This window comes from Clostridium nigeriense (assembly GCF_900086595.1).
Classification (GTDB): Bacteria; Bacillota; Clostridia; order Clostridiales; family Clostridiaceae; genus Clostridium; species Clostridium nigeriense.
Genome location: NZ_LT575472.1, coordinates 370,100 through 389,165, shown reverse-complemented (window position 1 = coordinate 389,165; position 19,066 = coordinate 370,100). Strand labels below are relative to the sequence as shown.

Annotated in this window: 19 protein-coding genes; 3 read left to right on the top strand and 16 right to left on the bottom strand. The window is 30.2% G+C overall.

Annotated elements, in window-relative coordinates; genetic code table 11:
- Positions 1–20: 20 nt before the first annotated feature.
- The 4 genes from BN6774_RS02115 to BN6774_RS02100 form a co-directional block, all read right to left on the bottom strand.
- Complete coding sequence (locus BN6774_RS02115; protein WP_066889630.1) at positions 21–1,274, bottom strand: CapA family protein; 1,254 nt, start codon at positions 1,272–1,274, stop codon at positions 21–23.
- Between the two features lie 98 nt (positions 1,275–1,372).
- The gene (locus tag BN6774_RS02110) at positions 1,373–3,295 is read right to left on the bottom strand and encodes an aconitate hydratase (RefSeq protein ID WP_066889628.1); all 1,923 of its coding nucleotides are present in this window, start codon (positions 3,293–3,295) and stop codon (positions 1,373–1,375) included.
- A 19-nt stretch (positions 3,296–3,314) separates the two neighbouring features.
- Entirely contained in the window at positions 3,315–4,478 is a 1,164-nt protein-coding gene (gene nifV / locus BN6774_RS02105) for a homocitrate synthase (protein WP_066889626.1), read from the bottom strand.
- A 305-nt stretch (positions 4,479–4,783) separates the two neighbouring features.
- On the bottom strand, positions 4,784–6,898 hold the full coding sequence (locus BN6774_RS02100; protein WP_066889625.1) for an anaerobic ribonucleoside triphosphate reductase: 2,115 nt from the start codon (positions 6,896–6,898) through the stop codon (positions 4,784–4,786).
- A 294-nt stretch (positions 6,899–7,192) separates the two neighbouring features.
- Between BN6774_RS02100 and BN6774_RS02095 the strand changes: the two genes are divergently transcribed.
- From BN6774_RS02095 to BN6774_RS02085, 3 genes are all read left to right on the top strand, one after another.
- Complete coding sequence (locus tag BN6774_RS02095) at positions 7,193–8,038, top strand: DegV family protein (RefSeq protein ID WP_066889623.1); 846 nt, start codon at positions 7,193–7,195, stop codon at positions 8,036–8,038.
- A 1-nt stretch (position 8,039) separates the two neighbouring features.
- The gene (locus BN6774_RS02090; RefSeq protein WP_066889621.1) at positions 8,040–8,501 is read left to right on the top strand and encodes a PadR family transcriptional regulator; all 462 of its coding nucleotides are present in this window, start codon (positions 8,040–8,042) and stop codon (positions 8,499–8,501) included.
- Positions 8,502–8,568: 67 nt separating this feature from the next.
- Positions 8,569–8,769: a hypothetical protein gene (locus tag BN6774_RS02085; RefSeq protein ID WP_066889619.1), complete on the top strand. Its 201-nt coding sequence runs from the start codon at positions 8,569–8,571 to the stop codon at positions 8,767–8,769.
- Positions 8,770–8,806: 37 nt separating this feature from the next.
- Here the strand turns inward: BN6774_RS02085 and BN6774_RS02080 are convergent, their stop codons facing one another.
- From BN6774_RS02080 to dcuC, 12 genes are all read right to left on the bottom strand, one after another.
- Entirely contained in the window at positions 8,807–8,995 is a 189-nt protein-coding gene (locus BN6774_RS02080; protein ID WP_066889617.1) for a ferredoxin, read from the bottom strand.
- A 69-nt stretch (positions 8,996–9,064) separates the two neighbouring features.
- Positions 9,065–9,907, bottom strand: coding sequence for an Mrp/NBP35 family ATP-binding protein (locus tag BN6774_RS02075; RefSeq protein ID WP_066889614.1), 843 nt, complete (start codon positions 9,905–9,907; stop codon positions 9,065–9,067).
- Between the two features lie 12 nt (positions 9,908–9,919).
- A complete protein-coding gene (locus BN6774_RS02070) occupies positions 9,920–10,741 on the bottom strand; it encodes a YhfM domain-containing protein (protein ID WP_328586423.1) in 822 nt (273 codons plus the stop codon).
- Between the two features lie 142 nt (positions 10,742–10,883).
- The gene (locus tag BN6774_RS02065) at positions 10,884–11,333 is read right to left on the bottom strand and encodes a hypothetical protein (RefSeq protein WP_235829572.1); all 450 of its coding nucleotides are present in this window, start codon (positions 11,331–11,333) and stop codon (positions 10,884–10,886) included.
- 102 nt (positions 11,334–11,435) lie between these two features.
- Positions 11,436–12,710: a DUF7922 domain-containing protein gene (locus BN6774_RS02060; RefSeq protein WP_066889609.1), complete on the bottom strand. Its 1,275-nt coding sequence runs from the start codon at positions 12,708–12,710 to the stop codon at positions 11,436–11,438.
- Positions 12,711–12,832: 122 nt separating this feature from the next.
- Positions 12,833–13,684: a 16S rRNA (adenine(1518)-N(6)/adenine(1519)-N(6))-dimethyltransferase RsmA gene (gene rsmA / locus BN6774_RS02055; RefSeq protein WP_066889607.1), complete on the bottom strand. Its 852-nt coding sequence runs from the start codon at positions 13,682–13,684 to the stop codon at positions 12,833–12,835.
- Positions 13,674–14,237 (bottom strand): ribonuclease M5, encoded by a 564-nt coding sequence (gene rnmV / locus BN6774_RS02050; protein WP_066889605.1) that lies wholly within the window; start codon positions 14,235–14,237, stop codon positions 13,674–13,676. Before rnmV ends, rsmA begins: the two co-directional genes overlap by 11 nt.
- A gap of 112 nt (positions 14,238–14,349) precedes the next feature.
- Positions 14,350–15,402, bottom strand: a complete 1,053-nt coding sequence (locus BN6774_RS02045) for a G5 and 3D domain-containing protein (RefSeq protein WP_066889603.1) — start codon at positions 15,400–15,402, stop codon at positions 14,350–14,352.
- A gap of 243 nt (positions 15,403–15,645) precedes the next feature.
- Positions 15,646–16,431, bottom strand: coding sequence for a TatD family hydrolase (locus BN6774_RS02040; RefSeq protein ID WP_066889601.1), 786 nt, complete (start codon positions 16,429–16,431; stop codon positions 15,646–15,648).
- Between the two features lie 115 nt (positions 16,432–16,546).
- Positions 16,547–17,191, bottom strand: a complete 645-nt coding sequence (fsa, locus tag BN6774_RS02035) for a fructose-6-phosphate aldolase (RefSeq protein WP_066889599.1) — start codon at positions 17,189–17,191, stop codon at positions 16,547–16,549.
- A gap of 17 nt (positions 17,192–17,208) precedes the next feature.
- Entirely contained in the window at positions 17,209–17,682 is a 474-nt protein-coding gene (locus BN6774_RS02030) for a GNAT family N-acetyltransferase (RefSeq protein ID WP_066889597.1), read from the bottom strand.
- A 15-nt stretch (positions 17,683–17,697) separates the two neighbouring features.
- Complete coding sequence (dcuC, locus tag BN6774_RS02025) at positions 17,698–19,050, bottom strand: C4-dicarboxylate transporter DcuC (RefSeq protein WP_066889595.1); 1,353 nt, start codon at positions 19,048–19,050, stop codon at positions 17,698–17,700.
- Positions 19,051–19,066: the final 16 nt, after the last annotated feature.

Sequence of the window (19,066 nt, the reverse complement as noted above, 5' to 3'; positions counted from 1 at the left end):
TTACATCCCCTTTATATAAACTACTCTCTTATCTTTATTTTATCACTAAATGACTCAATTATATTCTTACTTCTATTTAAAGATTCTACAACTCTGAGCTTACCTTCTTCTGTTAAGTATGAAGCATCATTAATAGTTGCTGGTACAACTTCATAGAATAACTTATCTTCTTTACTATACCAATTTACCCAAGTCGGTATATAGGTTGGATATTCTACTTTTATTTCTCCTGTATCCTCATTTTTATTAATCTTTACAAAAACTATTACTCCATCCTCTGTGTATGGATTTTCTATTCTCTCAGTTCTTTGACTAGATAAAAAATTTCCCATGGAATAAATTACTGAAGTTTCTCTTAATCCATCATCAGATTTTATAATATCTATAGGCTGTAATGAATGTGGATGAGTTGCAAAAATTATATCTACTCCATTATTAGCTAAAAATTTAGCTATTTTTATTTGAGTTTCATTTGGTTCTAATTCGTATTCATCTCCCCAGTGCATATAGAATATTATAATTTCTGCACCTTGAGACTTCATTTTATCTATTTGTTCCTTCATACTTTTAAAATCTTCCTCTAACGAATCTTCTCTAAATGTATTCATTAAAGGATATACTTCACTTGAAATTGGAGTGCCATTCAATCCTCTAACTCCCCCCTCACAAGTCATAGTATAACTATAGGATGTAATTCCTACTTTTATACCTTTAACATCCTTTATTATATACCTCTCTTTATCCTCTCCAGAGCGAGTCCCAATTATATCAAAATCTCTATCCTCTAATACTTCTCTTGTTCTATGGAATCCTCTAATATCTCTATCTAATGAATGATTATTCATATTATTAACAACATCTATTCCAGACCACTTCATAGCATCTGCTAATTCATCTGGTGCATTAAAGCTTGGATAACCTGAAAAACCGTAGTTTTCTTTTCCAGATAATGTGCCTTCTAAATTTGATATAGTTAAATCAGCATTACTTAAATATTCTCTTACGTACTGAAGAGTATTTTTAAAGTCATAGCTATCGCTTTCCTTATCATATTGTGTTTCTAGTATCTCTACATGTATTAGTATATCTCCTGTAGCTGCTATTTCTATAGTTTTTATATTTTCTTTTTCATTAACTTCTTCTTTCGGTAGATTCTCTTCTACTTTTTTATCTAAATTAGTTTTAAAAAACTCTATCTTTGGTATAAAAAATAATGCTACTATAGATAAAATTAATATAATTATTAATAAGTAAAGTAACCCTCTTCTTTTCATAAATTCTCCTTTTTTTCCTCCCTATTCCCTTTATTATAATTATATATAATAAAAAACAGCATGTAAAATCTGTCTTTTACATGCTGAGTATATAAAGTTTACCCTTTTATCTTAACATAATTTAATCTTCCACCAGCTTTTATTACTTCAATTTCTTTTTCTGATAAATTGATATATACATTAAAGAAAGTTCCATTAGTTACATTCTTAATCATAGCCTTCCCGTTAGCTAAAGCAGATTGTATATCAGTTAATAAAAGTTCATCTAAAAGCTTAACCTTATCATAATCAACCTCCGCTTCAAATTCCATTGGTATTATTCCATTATTAATAAGATTTGCTTTATGAATTCTAGCAAAAGATTTTGCTATTACAGCTCTAACACCTAAATATAATGGTGCTAATGCTGCATGTTCTCTACTTGACCCCTGTCCATAATTGTTTCCTGCTACTATTATTCCCCCATTATTTTCTTTTGCACGTTTAGGAAATTCCTCATCTACTGTATTAAAACAATATTCAGCTAAATAAGGTATATTTGACCTAAATGGAAGTAACTTTGAATTTGAAGGCATAATATGATCTGTAGTGATATTATCTTCTACCTTTATTAACACTTTTCCTAATATATCTGCACCTAAGGCCTTATTTATTGGAAAAGGCTTAATATTAGGTCCTCTTACTACTTCTACCGATTCTCCATTATCAGCAGGTTTTATTATCATTGAGTCATCTATTAAAAATTCCTTTGGCATTTCTACCTTAATATCTATATCACACTCTCTTGGATCTGTCAAAAATCCATTTATTGCAGAAACAGCCGCTGTTTCTGGACTTACTAAATAGACTTTTGCTGATAAGGTTCCGCTTCTTCCATAAAAGTTTCTATTAAAGGTTCTTAATGATACCCCATTAGTTCCAGGTGCTTGACCCATTCCAATACATGGTCCACATGAGTTTTCTAATATTCTTCCTCCAGCACTTATAATGTCTCCTAAAGCACCATTTCTAGCAATCATCTCCATAACTTGTCTTGAGCCAGGAGCTATTACTAAGCTAACATCACTATGAACCTTTTTACCCTTTAATATTTTTGCTACCTTCATTAAATCTTCATAAGAAGAGTTAGTACAACTTCCAATTGCTACTTGATCTACTTTAATTTTTCCTATACTTTCAACCTCTTCAACGTTATCTGGACTATGAGGCTTTGCAGCTAAAGGTTTAAGATCATTTAGATTTATAGTTACTTCTTCGTCATAGACTGCATCTTCATCTGGTTTAAACTCAATCCAATCTTCTTCTCTTCCTTGAGCTTTAAAATATTCTAATGTCTTTTCATCACTTGGGAAAATTGAAGTGGTTGCACCAAGCTCTGCTCCCATATTAGTAATAGTAGCTCTTTCTGGTACTGAAAGTGTTTTTACCCCATCACCAGAATACTCAAAAACCCTAGAAACTCCACCCTTAACTGTTAGCTTCCTTAAAACTTCTAATATAATATCCTTTGCAGCTACCATTGGTTGTAGTTTTCCTGTTAAATTTATTTTGCATACCTTAGGGGTATTTATATAATATGCTCCTCCCCCCATAGCTAACGCAACATCCAATCCACCTGCTCCCATAGCAAGCATACCGACACCACCAGCCGTTGGGGTGTGACTATCTGAACCTATAAGGGTATCTCCTGGTACTGAAAATCTTTCTAAAAACACTTGGTGACATATACCATTACCTGGCTTTGAAAAATAAACGCCATATTTTGACGCTACAGTTTGTATAAATTTATGGTCATCAGCATTTTCAAACCCTTGTTGTAACATATTGTGGTCTATAAATGCCACAGATTTTTTTGTTTTAACCTTATCTATTCCCATAGCTTCTAACTGTAAATACGCCATAGTACCTGTTGAGTCCTGAGTTAAGGTTCTATCTATTTTAATTCCTATTTCTTTTCCTGTTTCAATTGTTCCTTCAACTAAGTGACTTTTTAGTACCTTATAAACTAAATTATCCCCCATTATTTATAGCCCCCTTTAACTAATTAACTTTTTCTTCTTTTAATCTTAAAAATTCTTTATATATTTGTACAAGCTCCTTATCAAATAGACTTCTCTTAAGTCTTACTGAAGTGGCTCTAACCATTTCAAGTACTCCTTGAGCAGAAACGTCATCTAAATCAATGCCATACTCTTTAAATTTATTTACTATTCCAGCTTTTCCCGAATGCTTTCCTATAACTATTTGCCTTTCAAGTCCAACTATCCCTGGATCAAAAGCCTCATAATTCTTAGGATTTTTTATTGCTCCATCTGCATGAATACCTGATTCATGAGCAAACATATTATCCCCAACTATGGCCTTCCAAGCTGGAAGTATTCTACCTGATGCCCTTGATACATATTCAGAAACTTCCCTAAACATAATTGTATCTATATTTCCTTCATAGTTATACACAAACATTAATGCCATTAAGACTTCTTCTAATGCAGCATTACCAGCTCTTTCTCCAAGCCCATTAACAGTTACCCCAACATGAGAAGCTCCACCTCTAATACCAGCTATGGCATTTGCAGTTGCCATGCCAAAATCATTATGGGTATGCATTTCTATGTCAAATTTAGTTTTTTCATAAAGATACTCTATATCTTTACACACTTTAAAGGGCTCCATTATTCCAACTGTATCACAATATCTAAATCTATCTGCTCCAGCTTGTTTTGCAGTTTCAATAAATTCAACCAAAAACTCTCTATCTGCTCTTGATGCATCTTCCCCATTTACAGAAACATATAGACCATTTTTCTTTGCAAATTCAACTGATTTGACCATATTTTCTAATACCCATTCTCTAGATGTCTTTAGCTTATGTTGGATATGGATATCTGAAACCGAAATAGAAATGGCTACTGCATCTACTCCGCAGTCAATAGATTCTTCTATATCCTTTATTACTGCTCTATTCCAAGCCATAATACTAGATTTTAAATTTCTCTTTACAATTCTCTTGATAGCTTCCTTTTCGTCTCCCCCCATAGTTGGAATTCCTACTTCTAGTTGGTCAACTCCAAGATCACTTAACATACTAGCAATTGCTATTTTTTCATCATTAGCAAAAACAACTCCAGCTGTTTGTTCTCCATCTCTTAATGTAGTGTCTACAATAAAAATTTCCTTGCCACTTTTAACATTTTTAATTGCCATAAGCTTCCCCCTCTAATACAATTTATTACTTTTTGCTAAATAGCTTGCCCCAATGAAAATTCATTTTTTCATAAATTATTAATAATTATTTTACCATATATAGTAATTTCAAACAAGTAAAACCACTGTGATTTTTATAAAAATTGCAAGTTTTTTTTAAATTATTTCAGTTTTTTCTTGTAAAATAATTTTTTAAATGAATTTTTTACAAATTTCTGCAATAAAAATAAAAAATCTTGCATACTAAAAACAAAACGGCAAGATTGTTTTTTTAAAAAAACTCTCTTGCCGTTTATATTTATGCACTAAACCATACTATAATTTTTCTTATTTCCAGAATGGGAAATTCTATCTGCTCTTTCCTCATACTTTCCTGGACCAAATCTCTCATCTAAACTTAAGTATCCAGTAACCCTAGAAACTCCTTGGATGTCTTCGCTATTACATTTAGGACATTTTCTTTCATTACTATTTAAATATTCTCCACAGTTTTTACAATATCTTATATGAAAGTTAACTCCTAAGTAGCTTATATTTGTATTCTTATAAGCATAATTTAATATATCCATTATAACTTCTCCTGAAGGTCTATCATCTACTTCTATATAGCTAATATGTCCTGCATTACAAAGCTTATGGTAAGGTGCTTCTATTTCTATCTTATCCTTTATAGATATAGGAAACTTAACTGGAACATGGAAGCTATTAGTGTAATAATCCTTATCCGTTATTCCCTCTATTATTCCAAATATCTTTTTATCCTGCTTTATAAATTTACCTGATAGTCCTTCAGCAGGAGTAGCATAACAGCTCCAATTCAAACTAGTTTCTTCTGTAGTTCTATCTATAAACTCTCTTATGTGAGTAACTATTTTTAATCCTAATTCCTTTGCTTCAGCGCTTTCTCCATGATGATTCCCTACCAAAGCAATCAATGTTTCTGCTAAACCAATAAATCCAATTCCCCAAGTTCCTTGTTTAATTACTGGCTCAATTGAATCTTCTTGAGATAAACCTTCTGATCCCTTTAGAAGTCCTTGACCTGCTACAAAAGGTAAATCTTTCACTTTAAGCTTCTTTAATACGCTATATCTATGAAGTAATGACTCTTTTGCTAAGCCTAACCTTTCATCTAATATATTGAAAAACTCATCTAGGTTTCCTTTTGCCTGCATCCCTATTCTAGGTAAATTAATTGTTACTGGTGCTATATTCCCTCTTCCTTTGCACCCAGGTTCACCATTAACGTTCTTCATTAAATAAGTTCTACACCCCATAGTTGCTGGCATATATCCCATATCATAATATTCCTTATTAAAATCTGCATCTATATTCATAAAAGTTGGATTCATCCTTTTGGCTGCAACTTCACAAGCTAGCTGATATAAATAATAATATTTATCTTGAGGTTCTCTATTTACTCCCTCTTTAACTCTGAAAATTATATTAGGAAATATAGGTTGCTCACCCTTACCTAACCCCTTTTCATATTCCTTTAAGAAAACCTCACAAATTAATGCAGCATCATCTGAATTTGGTATTCCCAAATTAATAGAGCTAAATGGAACTTGAGAACCAGCTCTAGAGTGCATTGTATTTAAATTATATACAATACCTTGCATAGCTTGATGAACTCTACTTCTTAATCTTTTTTCAGTTAAATCTTCAATTCTTTCTTCATCAATTTTTAATTCATGAAGCTCTTTTCTTATTTCTTTTCTTGTTGGTTCGATAAATATAGATAAATCATTATCAAAATCTGGATGTGATTGACCACCAAACATATCATTTTGTGATGACTGAAGTAAAATACAAGAAAGCTCTGCAGCAGTTTCTATCCTCTTTGGTGCCTTAATAGTTCCATATCCAGTATTAAAACCATTCTCAAGAATCTCTTTAGTTGGTATGTGAAGACAATTAATAGTTAAGTTATAGCTATCTAAATCATGAAAATATAAATCTCCATTTTCATGAGCCTTTGCCAGTTTCTTTGGCATCATCGATAAGTTGTGCCACTTATTTGACTCTGATGCTATTCTTAATAACTTTGAACTAAAATTGTTACCTACATTTGCATTATCCCTATCTGTTTCTATACCTATTTTTTCAATAGCCTTCATTAAATCAGACTTTATTTCTCTAACTTTGGTTCTTTCTCTTCTATAGTTATAGTAAACAAGTTTTATATTTTCATACCCCTTATCAATTAAAGACTTCTCTACTATATTTTGAATTTCTTCAACTGTAACTTTATCTTTCCCTTCCTCTTCAATATAACTTATAGTCTTTTGTACAATTTCTAATACTTCGCTTTCCTTTAATTTTTCCCCTATTTCATACCCAGCCTTTTTAATAGCATTAGATATTTTTATAGAATCAAAAGGAACTTCCCTTCCATCCCTTTTCACTACATATAGCATAATATATACCTCCCAGATACTATATATTGTATAACACTAGTATTTATTATATTACTTTAAAATATTCTTTTCAATTGATAAAAACTAAGAATTACATAGCTATAGCGAATTTATATGGTATATATTTCTAATTTAAGGTTTTTCATTCTTATTTACCTTTTGACAAACCTCCATTATTATAATAAGGATTTATACTATCAATATTGATAATATAAAACTATATCAATATTGATAATGTTATTAGTTATGATATAATAGCATTATAATTATTATCAATATATTAGGAGGATATTTATGCAAAAAATAGCATTAATAGTTGATAGCGCATGTGACTTATCTCTTGAGACAATCAAGGAAAAAAATATAAAATTACTTCCACTTAGAATATCTTATTCTCATGGAGAGTATAAGGATAAAGTGGATATATCTGCTGATGAAATTTATAGCAACTTAGAAAAAGAAATTCCAAAAACTTCTCTTCCTAGTACAGAAGATTTGAATAATATATTAGTTTCATTAGAAAATGAGGGATATACTCATGTTATTGCTGTAACTATTTCTAGTGGATTATCCGGAACTTTTAACTCTATAAGATTAGCCTTAGAAGATCATCCTAATTTAACATCTCATGTTTTTGACACTAAAATTTTAGCTATGCCTGAAGGAATAGTAGCAATGGAAGTTGCTAATTTAATTGAAGGTGGAAAAAGCTTTGAAGAAATAGTTGAAGCACTTCCAAGCATAAGAAAAAACATAAGTGGATACTTTACTGTTAATACGTTAGAGTACTTAAAAAAAGGTGGCAGAATAGGTAGAATTGCCGGAACAATAGGTGATATTTTAAACTTAAAACCAATTGTAACAGTTGATGAGGAAGGTATTTATTATACTGTTTGTAAGGCTAGAGGAAGAAAACAATCTATTTCAAAGCTTACAAGTATATTAAAAGAAGCTCTTGCTGAAAGTCCTTGTAATGTTTGGGTACTTCATGGTGGTGCTTTAAATGAGGCTAAAAGTTTTTTAGAATCTTTAAAGGGTTTAACTAACATTGTAGGTCTTGATATATCTCAAATCAGTCCAGCCTTAGGTGTTCATGGAGGACCTGGCTTACTTGGTCTAGCAATTCAAAAGGTAGATTAGTATGGATGAATTTAACCTTCACTTAAGCAGTATAGAAGACATAAAAGAAGAAGAAAAAAGACTACACCAAGAATATAAAGAAAAACTTGCCGAACTAAAAAAAATTCAAAAGGAAAAAGAATCTGTTGGCCAAGTTTTTACAAAAGGTCTGTTACCTATTTATGTTCTCCACATCCTTAGCCTTAGTCCATCTAACGGAAATGATATTGCTACTAAAATAGGTGAAAAGACTAATGGACTTTGGATACCAAGTACTGGAGGAATATATCCATTATTAAAAAAACTTGAAAAGGAAGAATATATAATTGGAGAATGGGATGATCCTAAGAAAAAATTCCAAAAAATTTATTATCTTACTCCAAAAGGTCTTAAGGAGTATGAAATTAGAAAATCTCTCTTAAAGCCAAAAATAGAAGAATCTTTAAAAGTTTTTAAAATTATATATAAAGATTTATATAAATAACTATATACTGAATTAAAACTATATCTTGTGAGCAAAATAACACTATAAATTTATAGGTGGTGTTATTTTGAAAGGAAAGGTAATTGATTATAATTTTTTTGAAGTTTTCATTGCTTTGGAAGATGATACTATATTAAAAATGCCTTTAAATCAGGTCTCAAATTATTTAAATATAGGAGATACTATAAATATAGACTCTAATAATATTAGTTATTCTCCAAGTAATAGGCCTAAGATTCTACAAGATAAATTAATTGATTTTTTTTAAAAATAAAAAAAGATGCTTGATACAAGCATCTTTTTTTCTATGATACACTTATTGCGCTTACTGGGCAACTTGCCTCTGCATCCTTAGCTTCATCTTCATTTTCGCTAGGAACATCTGGATTTTTAGCAACAGCTTTTCCGTCATCATCCATTTCAAATACCGCTTCACAAATAGATGGACATAAACCACAACCAATGCAAGTATCTTTGTCTACATGAGCCTTCATGCTATTTCCTCCTCTTCATAATTAATTCAATTATATTGTTCCCTTAAGCTTAACTTTTATGTGTTTTTATTAATACAGTCCTTCAAAAATTAATGAATATAAATCATTATTAATTACATATTCTTCTGCATTTCCTTCTTCTAAAGCTTCAGTTAAGTCAATATTAATAGGTAATTCTCCTATTAGTGGCACTCCAAGATATTCTGCATGCTCTTCTGCAGATTTTTTACTAAATACCTTTATCTTAGTATCGCATCCAGGACAATTTATATAGGACATATTCTCTACAACACCTCTTATAGGTACTGGCATCTTATTAGCCATAGCTATAACTTTTTTAACTATCATTGATACCATATCTTGTGGAGTTGATACTATTATAAGTTCAGTAATAGGGAAGCTTTGCATAACTGTTAAAGTTATATCTGAAGTTCCTGGTGGCATATCTATTAATAAGTAATCTAATTCATCCCAAACAGTGTCAGTAAATAATTGTGTTAAGACACTAGTTACTATAGGACCTCTCCATACAACAGGATCATCCTCTTTAGGAATAAGTAGATTCATAGATAAAACCTTAACTCCACCCTTTGACAGCACTGGATGGTATTTAAAATTATTTTCATCTATAGGCTCTATATTAGCTCTCTTATCATTTATACCAAAGAATCTTGGCATAGATGGTCCTGTAATATCAGCATCTAATACCCCAACCTTATATCCTTTTTTCCTTAATGTACTAGCTAATATTCCTGTAACTGTAGATTTTCCTACTCCACCTTTACCACTTATTACTCCTATAACATTTTTAATTACTCCATACTTTGGATGTAATTTTCCACACCCTTGAGGCCCAAGGGTTAATTTTGAACTACATTTTTCTTGACTTGGACAAGTTGAACAACTTGACATAAAAAACACCTCCTACCAATTTTTCTCTACATCCTTAGGAAGATCATCTTCTGTGTAGATATTAATATTCCATTCTTTATATTCATTTTCCCCAACTACATAATAGTAATATTGTTGATTATCTTTTTTAACTTCAACTGTTATATTACTCTTGTATTGAGTTGTACTATGCCCTCTATTTTTAATCCTTATTATAATATCAAAATCACTTTCATTATTATTTATTATTTCTATATTAGGAGCAATTTTTTTTGCCTTATTTAAGAAACTTTCTAAATCTGTTGAGAAAATATATTTTAAGCAATCTATATCACCTTTAATATCCACTCCAACCTTGCTATTACTATATTCTAATGTTTTACTTAACTTTTCAATTATATCAAGAATAGGCTCATAATATATGTATTCAAACTCTCTAGGCTTTCTTATTATAGATAGGTTTTGAAGTAATCCTTCATCTAATCTTTTTGAAACAGTAAAGCTTATTTCATCATCATAAAAGTTTCCTTCATATGCACCAACTACATAATTAAATTTTTTAACTTCTTCCCCCATTTTTATTTCAAATATATAATCTGGATCTAATTCGGATCTTGTATCACTTTCCTTTGCTTTAGATAAAAGACTATACATATCCTCAATAGACTTATCATCTGTTACAAGAAATTTAAATGATTTATCCCTAATACTTTGAATACTTATTTGATCTACTTGACCTACATTATTAAAATAGTCATTATCACTTTTGAACTTTCCTTTTATACTATCTATAACTCCACAGGATGTTAAACTAAACGATAGTATCATTAAGAATATAGCAACTAAAATCTTCACATTTTTTTTCAACAATATCCTTCCCCTCTATATCAAGGTTTCCCTACAATTCTTAATAGCTAATTAGGAGAAGTAATTACTTCTCCTAATTATAAATAAATTATAATACTTTAGCCTTCTAATGGCAAATCTTATTATGCCCTTAGCTGAAACTTATTGCTATACTATCAAAAACTGTTTTTATGCTATCCTTTTCCTTATTATTATAATAAGAAAATTTTAATATAAGAATCTTCCCCTCTGAGTATTTTCTAAGATAATACTTGTTTATATGCTGCCCATCTCTTAAAGTTATAACATTCCAACGATAGGAACCTTCATCAAATATTTCAGTACTATCTTTTTCTTTAGTGATATTTTCACAAAAGCTTTCTAAATCTCCATCTATAATAGATATATTCCCATATATATTGTTATTGTTATTAAAATTAACATCAATATCACTATTAAAATTATTTATACTTTCTACATCCCATCCTTCTGGTAATGAAAAACTATACCTTCCCTCTCTCAATAGATGTTTACTAAATCTTTTAGTATCATTATTTTCTAGTGCAACTCTTCTAATATCTTTTATAAATAATTCACTCATCAAGGTTATTGAAAGCATAAGGACTACCAGTAGGGTGATGGTATAGATTTTCTTATTTTTTAATATACTCATTAGGTTTATAAGTACATTTCTTATTTATACCTATTGCATAGGTACAACAACAGTTGAATTTTTAAAATCATAGAACATTAACCAACATCCCATTCCATCCCTAGCTTCATCACTCACCCAAGTTACAAAACCTGTCTTTCCTTCATAAGGTTGTTCATCTTTATTCTTCATACCTGGAATTCCATATACTATATATCTTAAGTTTCCATCCTTATCACACTTATATCCTAACATAAAGTGCCTATACTTTCTTATATATGGATAGTAATTAAGCATTGGGTAATAAGCTACTGCATACCTATTGTAGTTAGACATATTACACATTTCATGAAGATCATTTACAGGTATTTTATACCATTTGCAATATTTAATTTCTTCGTATTTACTTCTACATTGCTCAAATCCATTAGCTAAGCTTTCAAAATATTCGCCAACACTACCCCTTATTTGAAATTCGCTAGTATTTTCTAATTTTTCTTCATACTCATCAAACTTATTTTTTAAATATCCTCTATTTAAATCTTCGATTCCGTATAAATTATCATTTATATTTGTATCAAATGGATTTTTACCATATTCTTTATTTTTAAAAGGATTATTTTCATCTTCTATATCTTTATCCATATCATCATCTTTATTATCTCTTGTTTCACTTTCATCTATCACTAATTTTTCTCTAGCAATACCGTCTTCATCTACTTCTGTATTTTCTATTTCCTCATTGACAGCGTCTTCTTTTAAATTAATTTCTCTTTCTTCAATTTCTTCCTCTATTACCTCTACTTTATTTATATCTTCCTCTGACCTATGCTTTTTCTTTTTATCTTCCTTCTTCATGTACTCCATCTTATCTTTTGATTTGCTGTGAACAGATTTCTCAACCTTATAATTTTTCCAACTCTCACTCGGTTGTTCTCCATTAATAAAGCCACACATAACTATTATTGGAATATTATTTTTCATTTTACCTATAGCTGCCCCTGATATTTTGTCATAAGATATTCCTAGTCCCCCAACATTATCTAAAGGATACTCCTTGGTTATTTCTGCCTTACCACCATCAGATATATTTATTGCTCCAAGATTGATTATTTTTTTTGTATCTTTTTTATTGCATATAGCTAAAATACAATAATCTTCATCATCCTTTCTTAGATTCTGAGCATAAAAGGAAATTTTACATATATTCCCCTTAGCTTCTATCTTTGAATATCCTGATAAGGTTTTGTCGTTAGAATTTGAGTAGCCTCTTTCATCTTCTTGTAAAATAATAAAATTTCTATACAATTTGTTTACTTGTGACAAACCTTTAGAACCTCCATTTTACATTAATTCAATACATTATATGCTATGCATATCCAAATATGTTAAAAATAAAACTCGTGAGAATCTTGTATTTTACTCCAAAATTCTCACGAGCTAAGTATCTATCTTATTTTTAAATATTTATTTATTTTATCAGAAAGAATAGCAAACTCTTCTATAGTTAAAGTTTCTCCTCTTCTTTTTGGATCTATATCAGCTTCATTAAAAGCTAACTCTAAATTTTCCTTAGATAGTCCTATGTTTTTTACTCCATTCCATAAAGTTTTTCTTCTCATATTGAATGAACTTCTTATTATTTCAAAGAATAATTTTTCATTTTCAACACTAACCTTTGGCTCACTTAACCTATCTAATCTAATTACAATAGAATCAACCTTTGGTCTTGGAATAAAGCATTGAGGTGGAACTTTTCTTATTATCTTAGTATTACAATAATATTGAACTAATAAAGAAAGAGCACCGTAGTCTTTATTTCCTGGTTCTGCATTCATTCTTTCAGCAACTTCCTTTTGAATCATTATAGTTAATGACTTAAAATTATAATTTTCCTTTAAAAGCTTAACTATAATTGGAGTAGTTACATAATAAGGTAAATTCGCAACTAGCTTAACACTTTTTTCTTCTCCAATTACCTCGTTGAAATTTACCTTTAATGCATCATTATGTATTAATTCGAATTTGGGATTATCTCCAATTTCTTGTCTTAAAATAGGAATTAAATCATTATCTAACTCTATAGCAACTACTTTCTTAGCCTTATTTAGTAATTGAGCTGTCAGAGTACCTACTCCAGGTCCTATTTCAATAATAAGATCATTTTCATCTACTTCAGCACCTAAAACTATATCTCTTGGTACTGAATCATCTACTAAGAAATTTTGGCCTAAGCTTTTTGAAAACTTAAAATTATATTTCTTAACTAACTCAGCAGTTTTAACATCCTTAATTTCCACTGTCTTTCACCCCTATGTTTTTTTCTATTTTTTCTATAGCTTTGATAAATTCTTCTTTACTTATAGAATACTTATTTAGTCTTATTAACATTTGATTAGCATTTCCGTAGCCTATTCCAAGTTCCCTACCCAACATTATTCTTCTTTTTTTAGAGCTTATGTCTCCAGTAAGTTTAAAATAAAACATGTCTTCTGAAGTGAATGTTTCTTCAACTATCTCTTCTGATACCTTTGCTCTATTTAAAGCCTCTATTATAACTTCAGGAGATGCATTTTCAACACCTATATCATCACCCTTAATTCCATCTTCTTGAGCAATATAAGCATGTTTTATACCTTTGACTCTCTTTGCAATTATACTTCTTATTTTTTCTCCTGCAAAATCTGGATCTGTTAGTACTATTACACCTTTTCTTTTTTGTGCTTCTTTTATTCTTTCTATAACTCTAGCATTTATTCCAAATCCACCTACAGCTATAACCTCAGCATCTACAGCTTGTTTTACAGCAGTAATATCATCTCTTCCTTCAACTACAATAACTTCTTTTATCAAAATATTAACTTCCTTTCTAAATGCGCCTAAGAATAATTTATCCTTATATAATTATTATGTCAATTATAACTAAATAAAAACAAAAGGATGCTCTTTAGAGCATCCTCTTATTTTACCATTCACCTGGGTAAGCTATAATATATACAGGAACATTATATTTTCTTCCCCAACTACTATATGCTTCTTCTTGAGAATTCATATATACGTCAACGATATTTCCTTTTATAGCTCCACCAGTGTCTGCAGCTACTGCTTTTCCATATCCCTCAACATATACTAATGATCCTAGAGGAATAACTCTTGGATCTACCGCTATGGTACTAATACCATTTGGATTTCTTACGGGTACAGTTCCTGTTGCTGTTACTCCGCCACCACTATAAGCAGTAGATTCGCAGTAAAGTACGCTCTTATAATTTAATAGTTGCCCATCTCTACTTGCAAATACTCTTCTTGTTCCTTGTGCAACTATTTTATTTACTGGTTCCGCTACTACTTTTGAACTTTTTATAGCTTTAGAAAATTCTTTACCATTTTTATAAATTATTTCGTAAAGAACCTCTTTTTCACCTGATGTTCCTTCTTGCCTAATTTCTTCTAGACCGCTATCAAGATTAGAATCCTCTTCTACAATAACATCATAATCAATAGCTTCTTTTGCTAATTCATTTTTAATTTCAACTTTAACTAAGTTGATTTGTAGATTAGGCTCAATCTCCGTATCTAATGCTGGAGTCACTTCATCAACCCCATGATTGTATTCAAATCCTTGATTCTTAAGTTCTTCTTTTTCTACGTTTAGCATTTCTTCGATAGTGTTTTCAGCAGTTTCTATACTTGTTTTTTTATCCCCTATAGTTAATTCTACTGAAACAGCTCTTTTAATAGATATTGTATCACCTTCAGATACATTACTATTTAAAGCTGGTTGAACTTTGTCCTTGAGGTTTAATGTAACCCCCTTAGTATCCAACACATCTTTAACAGTCCTCTTATATGTGACAAATGTCTCTTCTTTTCCGTCTATTTTCATAGTTATAGTCTTTTTCATGTTTACCAACGTCACTGATAATAAAATAGCAGTTGCTATTACTCCTATCAGTATTTTTGCCTTCGGACCGTTAGAAAAGTTATTTTTCAGGTATTTTTTAAAATTTTCTACCATCTCTACTTCCTCCCCTTGGCAAGAGCGTCTTTTGCATTATAATTGAAATGATCGCTTTTGTCAAATTTGACCTCCTGCAACATAAAACTGTGATTAAAATGCAACCTTGTGCATACTTAAAATATAAATTATAAATATAATAGCAATTCGCAGTTATTACTTGAAAGTAGATGTTATTTATAACCTTATCCTTGGTACAAAGCCCATATGTTAAAATTTTCTAATATACTGTTTAATTTTACTTTATATATCTTTTCCTATCAACCTTTTAAAATTATCATTTACAGCTAAATTCACTTCTTTTGGTTCTAAATCCTTTATTTGAGCAATTTGTTCTATTATATAAGCTATATAGTCCGATTTATTCCTTTTTCCTCTATTTGGTGTAGGTGCCATATAAGGAGCATCTGTTTCTACTAATATTTTATCTAAAGGTATTTCCTTAACTACTTCTACTATTTTCTTAGCATTCTTGAAAGTTACAACGCCTCCAACACCTATATAGTATCCAAGTTTTATACATTCTAAAGCAAACTCTGTACTTCCTGAAAAACAATGAACAATTCCTTTAACATTAGGAAATTCTTTTATGATCTCTAAAGTATCCTTATGAGCATCTCTATCGTGTATTATAACAGGAAGGTTTAATCTCTCAGCTAGTTTCATTTGTCTTCTAAATATATCTTGTTGAACTTCCCTAGGCGGATTTTCCTCCCAGTAATAATCTAGTCCAATTTCACCAATAGCAAGTATCTTTTCATTTTTTCTAATTAACTCTATAATTTCTTTTTCTACATCATCATTAAATTCATCTGCATTTTCTGGATGTATTCCTAGAGCTCCATAAATGAAATTATTTTCTATAGTTAATTTGTATGTTTTATCTATACTTTCATAACTTGATGCACAATTTAATATTCCTACAACACCATTTTCTTTAATTTGGCTTAAAACAGCTTCTCTATCTTCATCAAAAAGGTTATCATCATAATGGGCATGTGTATCAAATATTATATACTTATTTTCCATTTTTTATACCTCCAAAAGTAACTTTTTATTTATATTTATCATTATAGTACAAAAAATTAAATAATAAACACTTTAAAGGTAAAAAAGAGGCTGTTTTACCAGCCTCCATCTTATATTATTTATTTGCCGCTTCCCAATCCTTTATAAATCTTTCAATTCCTAAATCAGTTAAAGGATGCTTAATTAAGTTATCTACTACTGTTGGAGGTATAGTTGCTATATCTGCTCCAAGTTTTGCAGCTTCTATTACATGAATTGGATTTCTTACAGATGCTGCTATTATTTCTGTTTTTATTCCGTGAACACTAAATATTTCTCTTATATCTTTTATAAGAATCATTCCATTTGATCCTATATCATCTAATCTTCCTAGGAAAGGAGATACATATGTAGCTCCTGCTCTAGCTGCTAATAAAGCTTGAGTAGCTGAGAATATTAATGTTACATTAGTTTTTATATTATGCTTTGAAAGGTATGATACTGCCTTTAATCCATCTTTAGTCATAGGAATCTTAACAACGATATTTTTGTGTATCTTTGCTAATTCTTCTCCTTCTCTTATCATGCCTTCATAATCTAAACTAATAACTTCTCCACTTATCGGTCCATCTACAATTGAAGCTATTTCTCTTATAGTTTCCTTTAAATCTCTTTTTTCTCTTGCTATTAAAGAAGGATTAGTTGTAACCCCTGATATTATACCTAAGCTGTTAACTTCCTTTATGTCTTCTACATTTGCTGTATCTAAAAAGAATCTCATTACTTCATCTCCAATACTTATATTTTAAACAAGTGATAGCCTAATTTGCTTCCATTATAATTGAAGCCTTGATTGCTATAATAATTAAATAAAAACTCATTTTCATTTACACAATTAAGTCTTAACTCTTTTTTATTATTACTTGCAATTTCCTTAGCCCAATTTATCATGTATTCACCTTTTTTCTTACCTCTATATTCCTTAGGTAATACTATTCTATGTATATAATAGCCATCCTCTGGTTTATCCCAGAGTTTAATGTCTATGTCTTCTGGTTTCCCAAAAGACATAGCTCCTATTATTTTTTTATCATCATCTTCTAATACATATAACTTTTTGTCATTATAATCTTTTAAGCAAATTTCTGTTTTCTTATCTTCCAAAAACCTTTCCCACTGAGGAATGTTTTTTTCTTTTAGCCAACTTGCGGTATCTTTAAGCCACTTTCTAATTTGATTTACTTCCGTAAAGGATGCTTCCCTAACTTCCATAACTCTCTAAAATTCTTATAATAATACTACTGAAAGTATTAATACTGCTACAACGCCAGCCATTACTGGTACAGAAGTACGTTTTACTATTTTCATTGGGCTTGTTCCAGTAATTGAGCAAACAACTATTATACATGCTGCTACTGGAGATATTGATCTAACTAAGTTGGCTACCATTTGCATTGGTAATGCTATCATAGGTCCACTTACATTAACTGCTGCTGCAAGACCAGGAATCATTCCTACTGATGCATAGAAAACAGATAATCCACCACCACTTATTAAACCTATTATGAAAGTAATTCCACTGAATGCTAACATTAAGATAGTTCCAGCACCTTGTAAATTTTGTACTGAATTAGTTATCATATCTACTATTCCAAGAGCTTTTAATCCATCTACTAATAATGATGCAGCTACTAGTAATGTTACAACCATAGCTAAACCATTACCCATTCCTTTGAAGAATTCATTTATATCATTTGTAACTTTAACACAATCTCTTTTTCTTATTAGTTCAACTATTACAGCAACTATTAGTGATATAAATGCTATACTAACAAGACCTATTTTTACATCCTTCATTACAAGATTGAAGAATAAAACTAATATTAATGGTAATATTGGTAATATTGCATAGTACTTAGGAGGTAATTCTTTATTTAATTTTGCTAACTTACTCTCATCTATCTTTATATCTTCAGATTCTTTTCTATCAAGATATTTTTGCCAGAAGTAATGAGCAACTGCCATAATTAATAATGCAGGGATTGAAACCTTAGCATGAGCTATAACGTAATCCATTATATTCATTCCAAATGTTTCTGCTGCTAAAACATTATCTGCTCCAAGTGGAGTTGGCATTATAGTAGCTGTAGTTGCGATTACTGCACCTGCTGCTAAAGGTGTAACTCCTACTTTAGTTAAAACTGGGTATAAAGTTGCCATAAGTAATACTGCTAAACTTGATGCACTAGGAACAACTAATGATAATAAGTTTCCTAGTAAGAATATTACTGGTATTAATACATATTTAGATTTAATTTTACCTAAAGGTTTAGTCATAACATCAACTGTAACTTCATTTGCTCCAATTAAGTTCATATAACTAGAAAAACCAAATAAAGTCATTATAGTTAATCCAATGTTTCCTAAGTTCTTAATAAAAGATAATTCTATTGCTTTAAATACATCTAAAAAAGCTATTCCTGTTGTGCTATCTTCTGGTAATATAGGATGTCCAAGTACAGCTGCTGCTATTAGTAATAATATACCTCCAACTGCTAATGCGATAGTTGCATTATACTTTTTGTAAATTAAGTATCCTACACCAAATATAACAAGTAGTGCAATAATAACTTCTACCATTTTTAAATCCCCCTAT

Coding starts and splice junctions, on each gene's coding strand:
- BN6774_RS02115 (WP_066889630.1), bottom strand. CDS start 1,274: ATGAAAAGAAGAGGGTTACTTTACTTATTAATAATTATATTAATTTTA.
- BN6774_RS02110 (WP_066889628.1), bottom strand. CDS start 3,295: ATGGGGGATAATTTAGTTTATAAGGTACTAAAAAGTCACTTAGTTGAA.
- nifV (WP_066889626.1), bottom strand. CDS start 4,478: ATGGCAATTAAAAATGTTAAAAGTGGCAAGGAAATTTTTATTGTAGAC.
- BN6774_RS02100 (WP_066889625.1), bottom strand. CDS start 6,898: ATGCTATATGTAGTGAAAAGGGATGGAAGGGAAGTTCCTTTTGATTCT.
- BN6774_RS02095 (WP_066889623.1), top strand. CDS start 7,193: ATGCAAAAAATAGCATTAATAGTTGATAGCGCATGTGACTTATCTCTT.
- BN6774_RS02090 (WP_066889621.1), top strand. CDS start 8,040: ATGGATGAATTTAACCTTCACTTAAGCAGTATAGAAGACATAAAAGAA.
- BN6774_RS02080 (WP_066889617.1), bottom strand. CDS start 8,995: ATGAAGGCTCATGTAGACAAAGATACTTGCATTGGTTGTGGTTTATGT.
- BN6774_RS02075 (WP_066889614.1), bottom strand. CDS start 9,907: ATGTCAAGTTGTTCAACTTGTCCAAGTCAAGAAAAATGTAGTTCAAAA.
- BN6774_RS02065 (WP_235829572.1), bottom strand. CDS start 11,333: ATGAGTGAATTATTTATAAAAGATATTAGAAGAGTTGCACTAGAAAAT.
- BN6774_RS02045 (WP_066889603.1), bottom strand. CDS start 15,402: ATGGTAGAAAATTTTAAAAAATACCTGAAAAATAACTTTTCTAACGGT.
- BN6774_RS02040 (WP_066889601.1), bottom strand. CDS start 16,431: ATGGAAAATAAGTATATAATATTTGATACACATGCCCATTATGATGAT.
- fsa (WP_066889599.1), bottom strand. CDS start 17,191: ATGAGATTCTTTTTAGATACAGCAAATGTAGAAGACATAAAGGAAGTT.
- BN6774_RS02030 (WP_066889597.1), bottom strand. CDS start 17,682: ATGGAAGTTAGGGAAGCATCCTTTACGGAAGTAAATCAAATTAGAAAG.
- dcuC (WP_066889595.1), bottom strand. CDS start 19,050: ATGGTAGAAGTTATTATTGCACTACTTGTTATATTTGGTGTAGGATAC.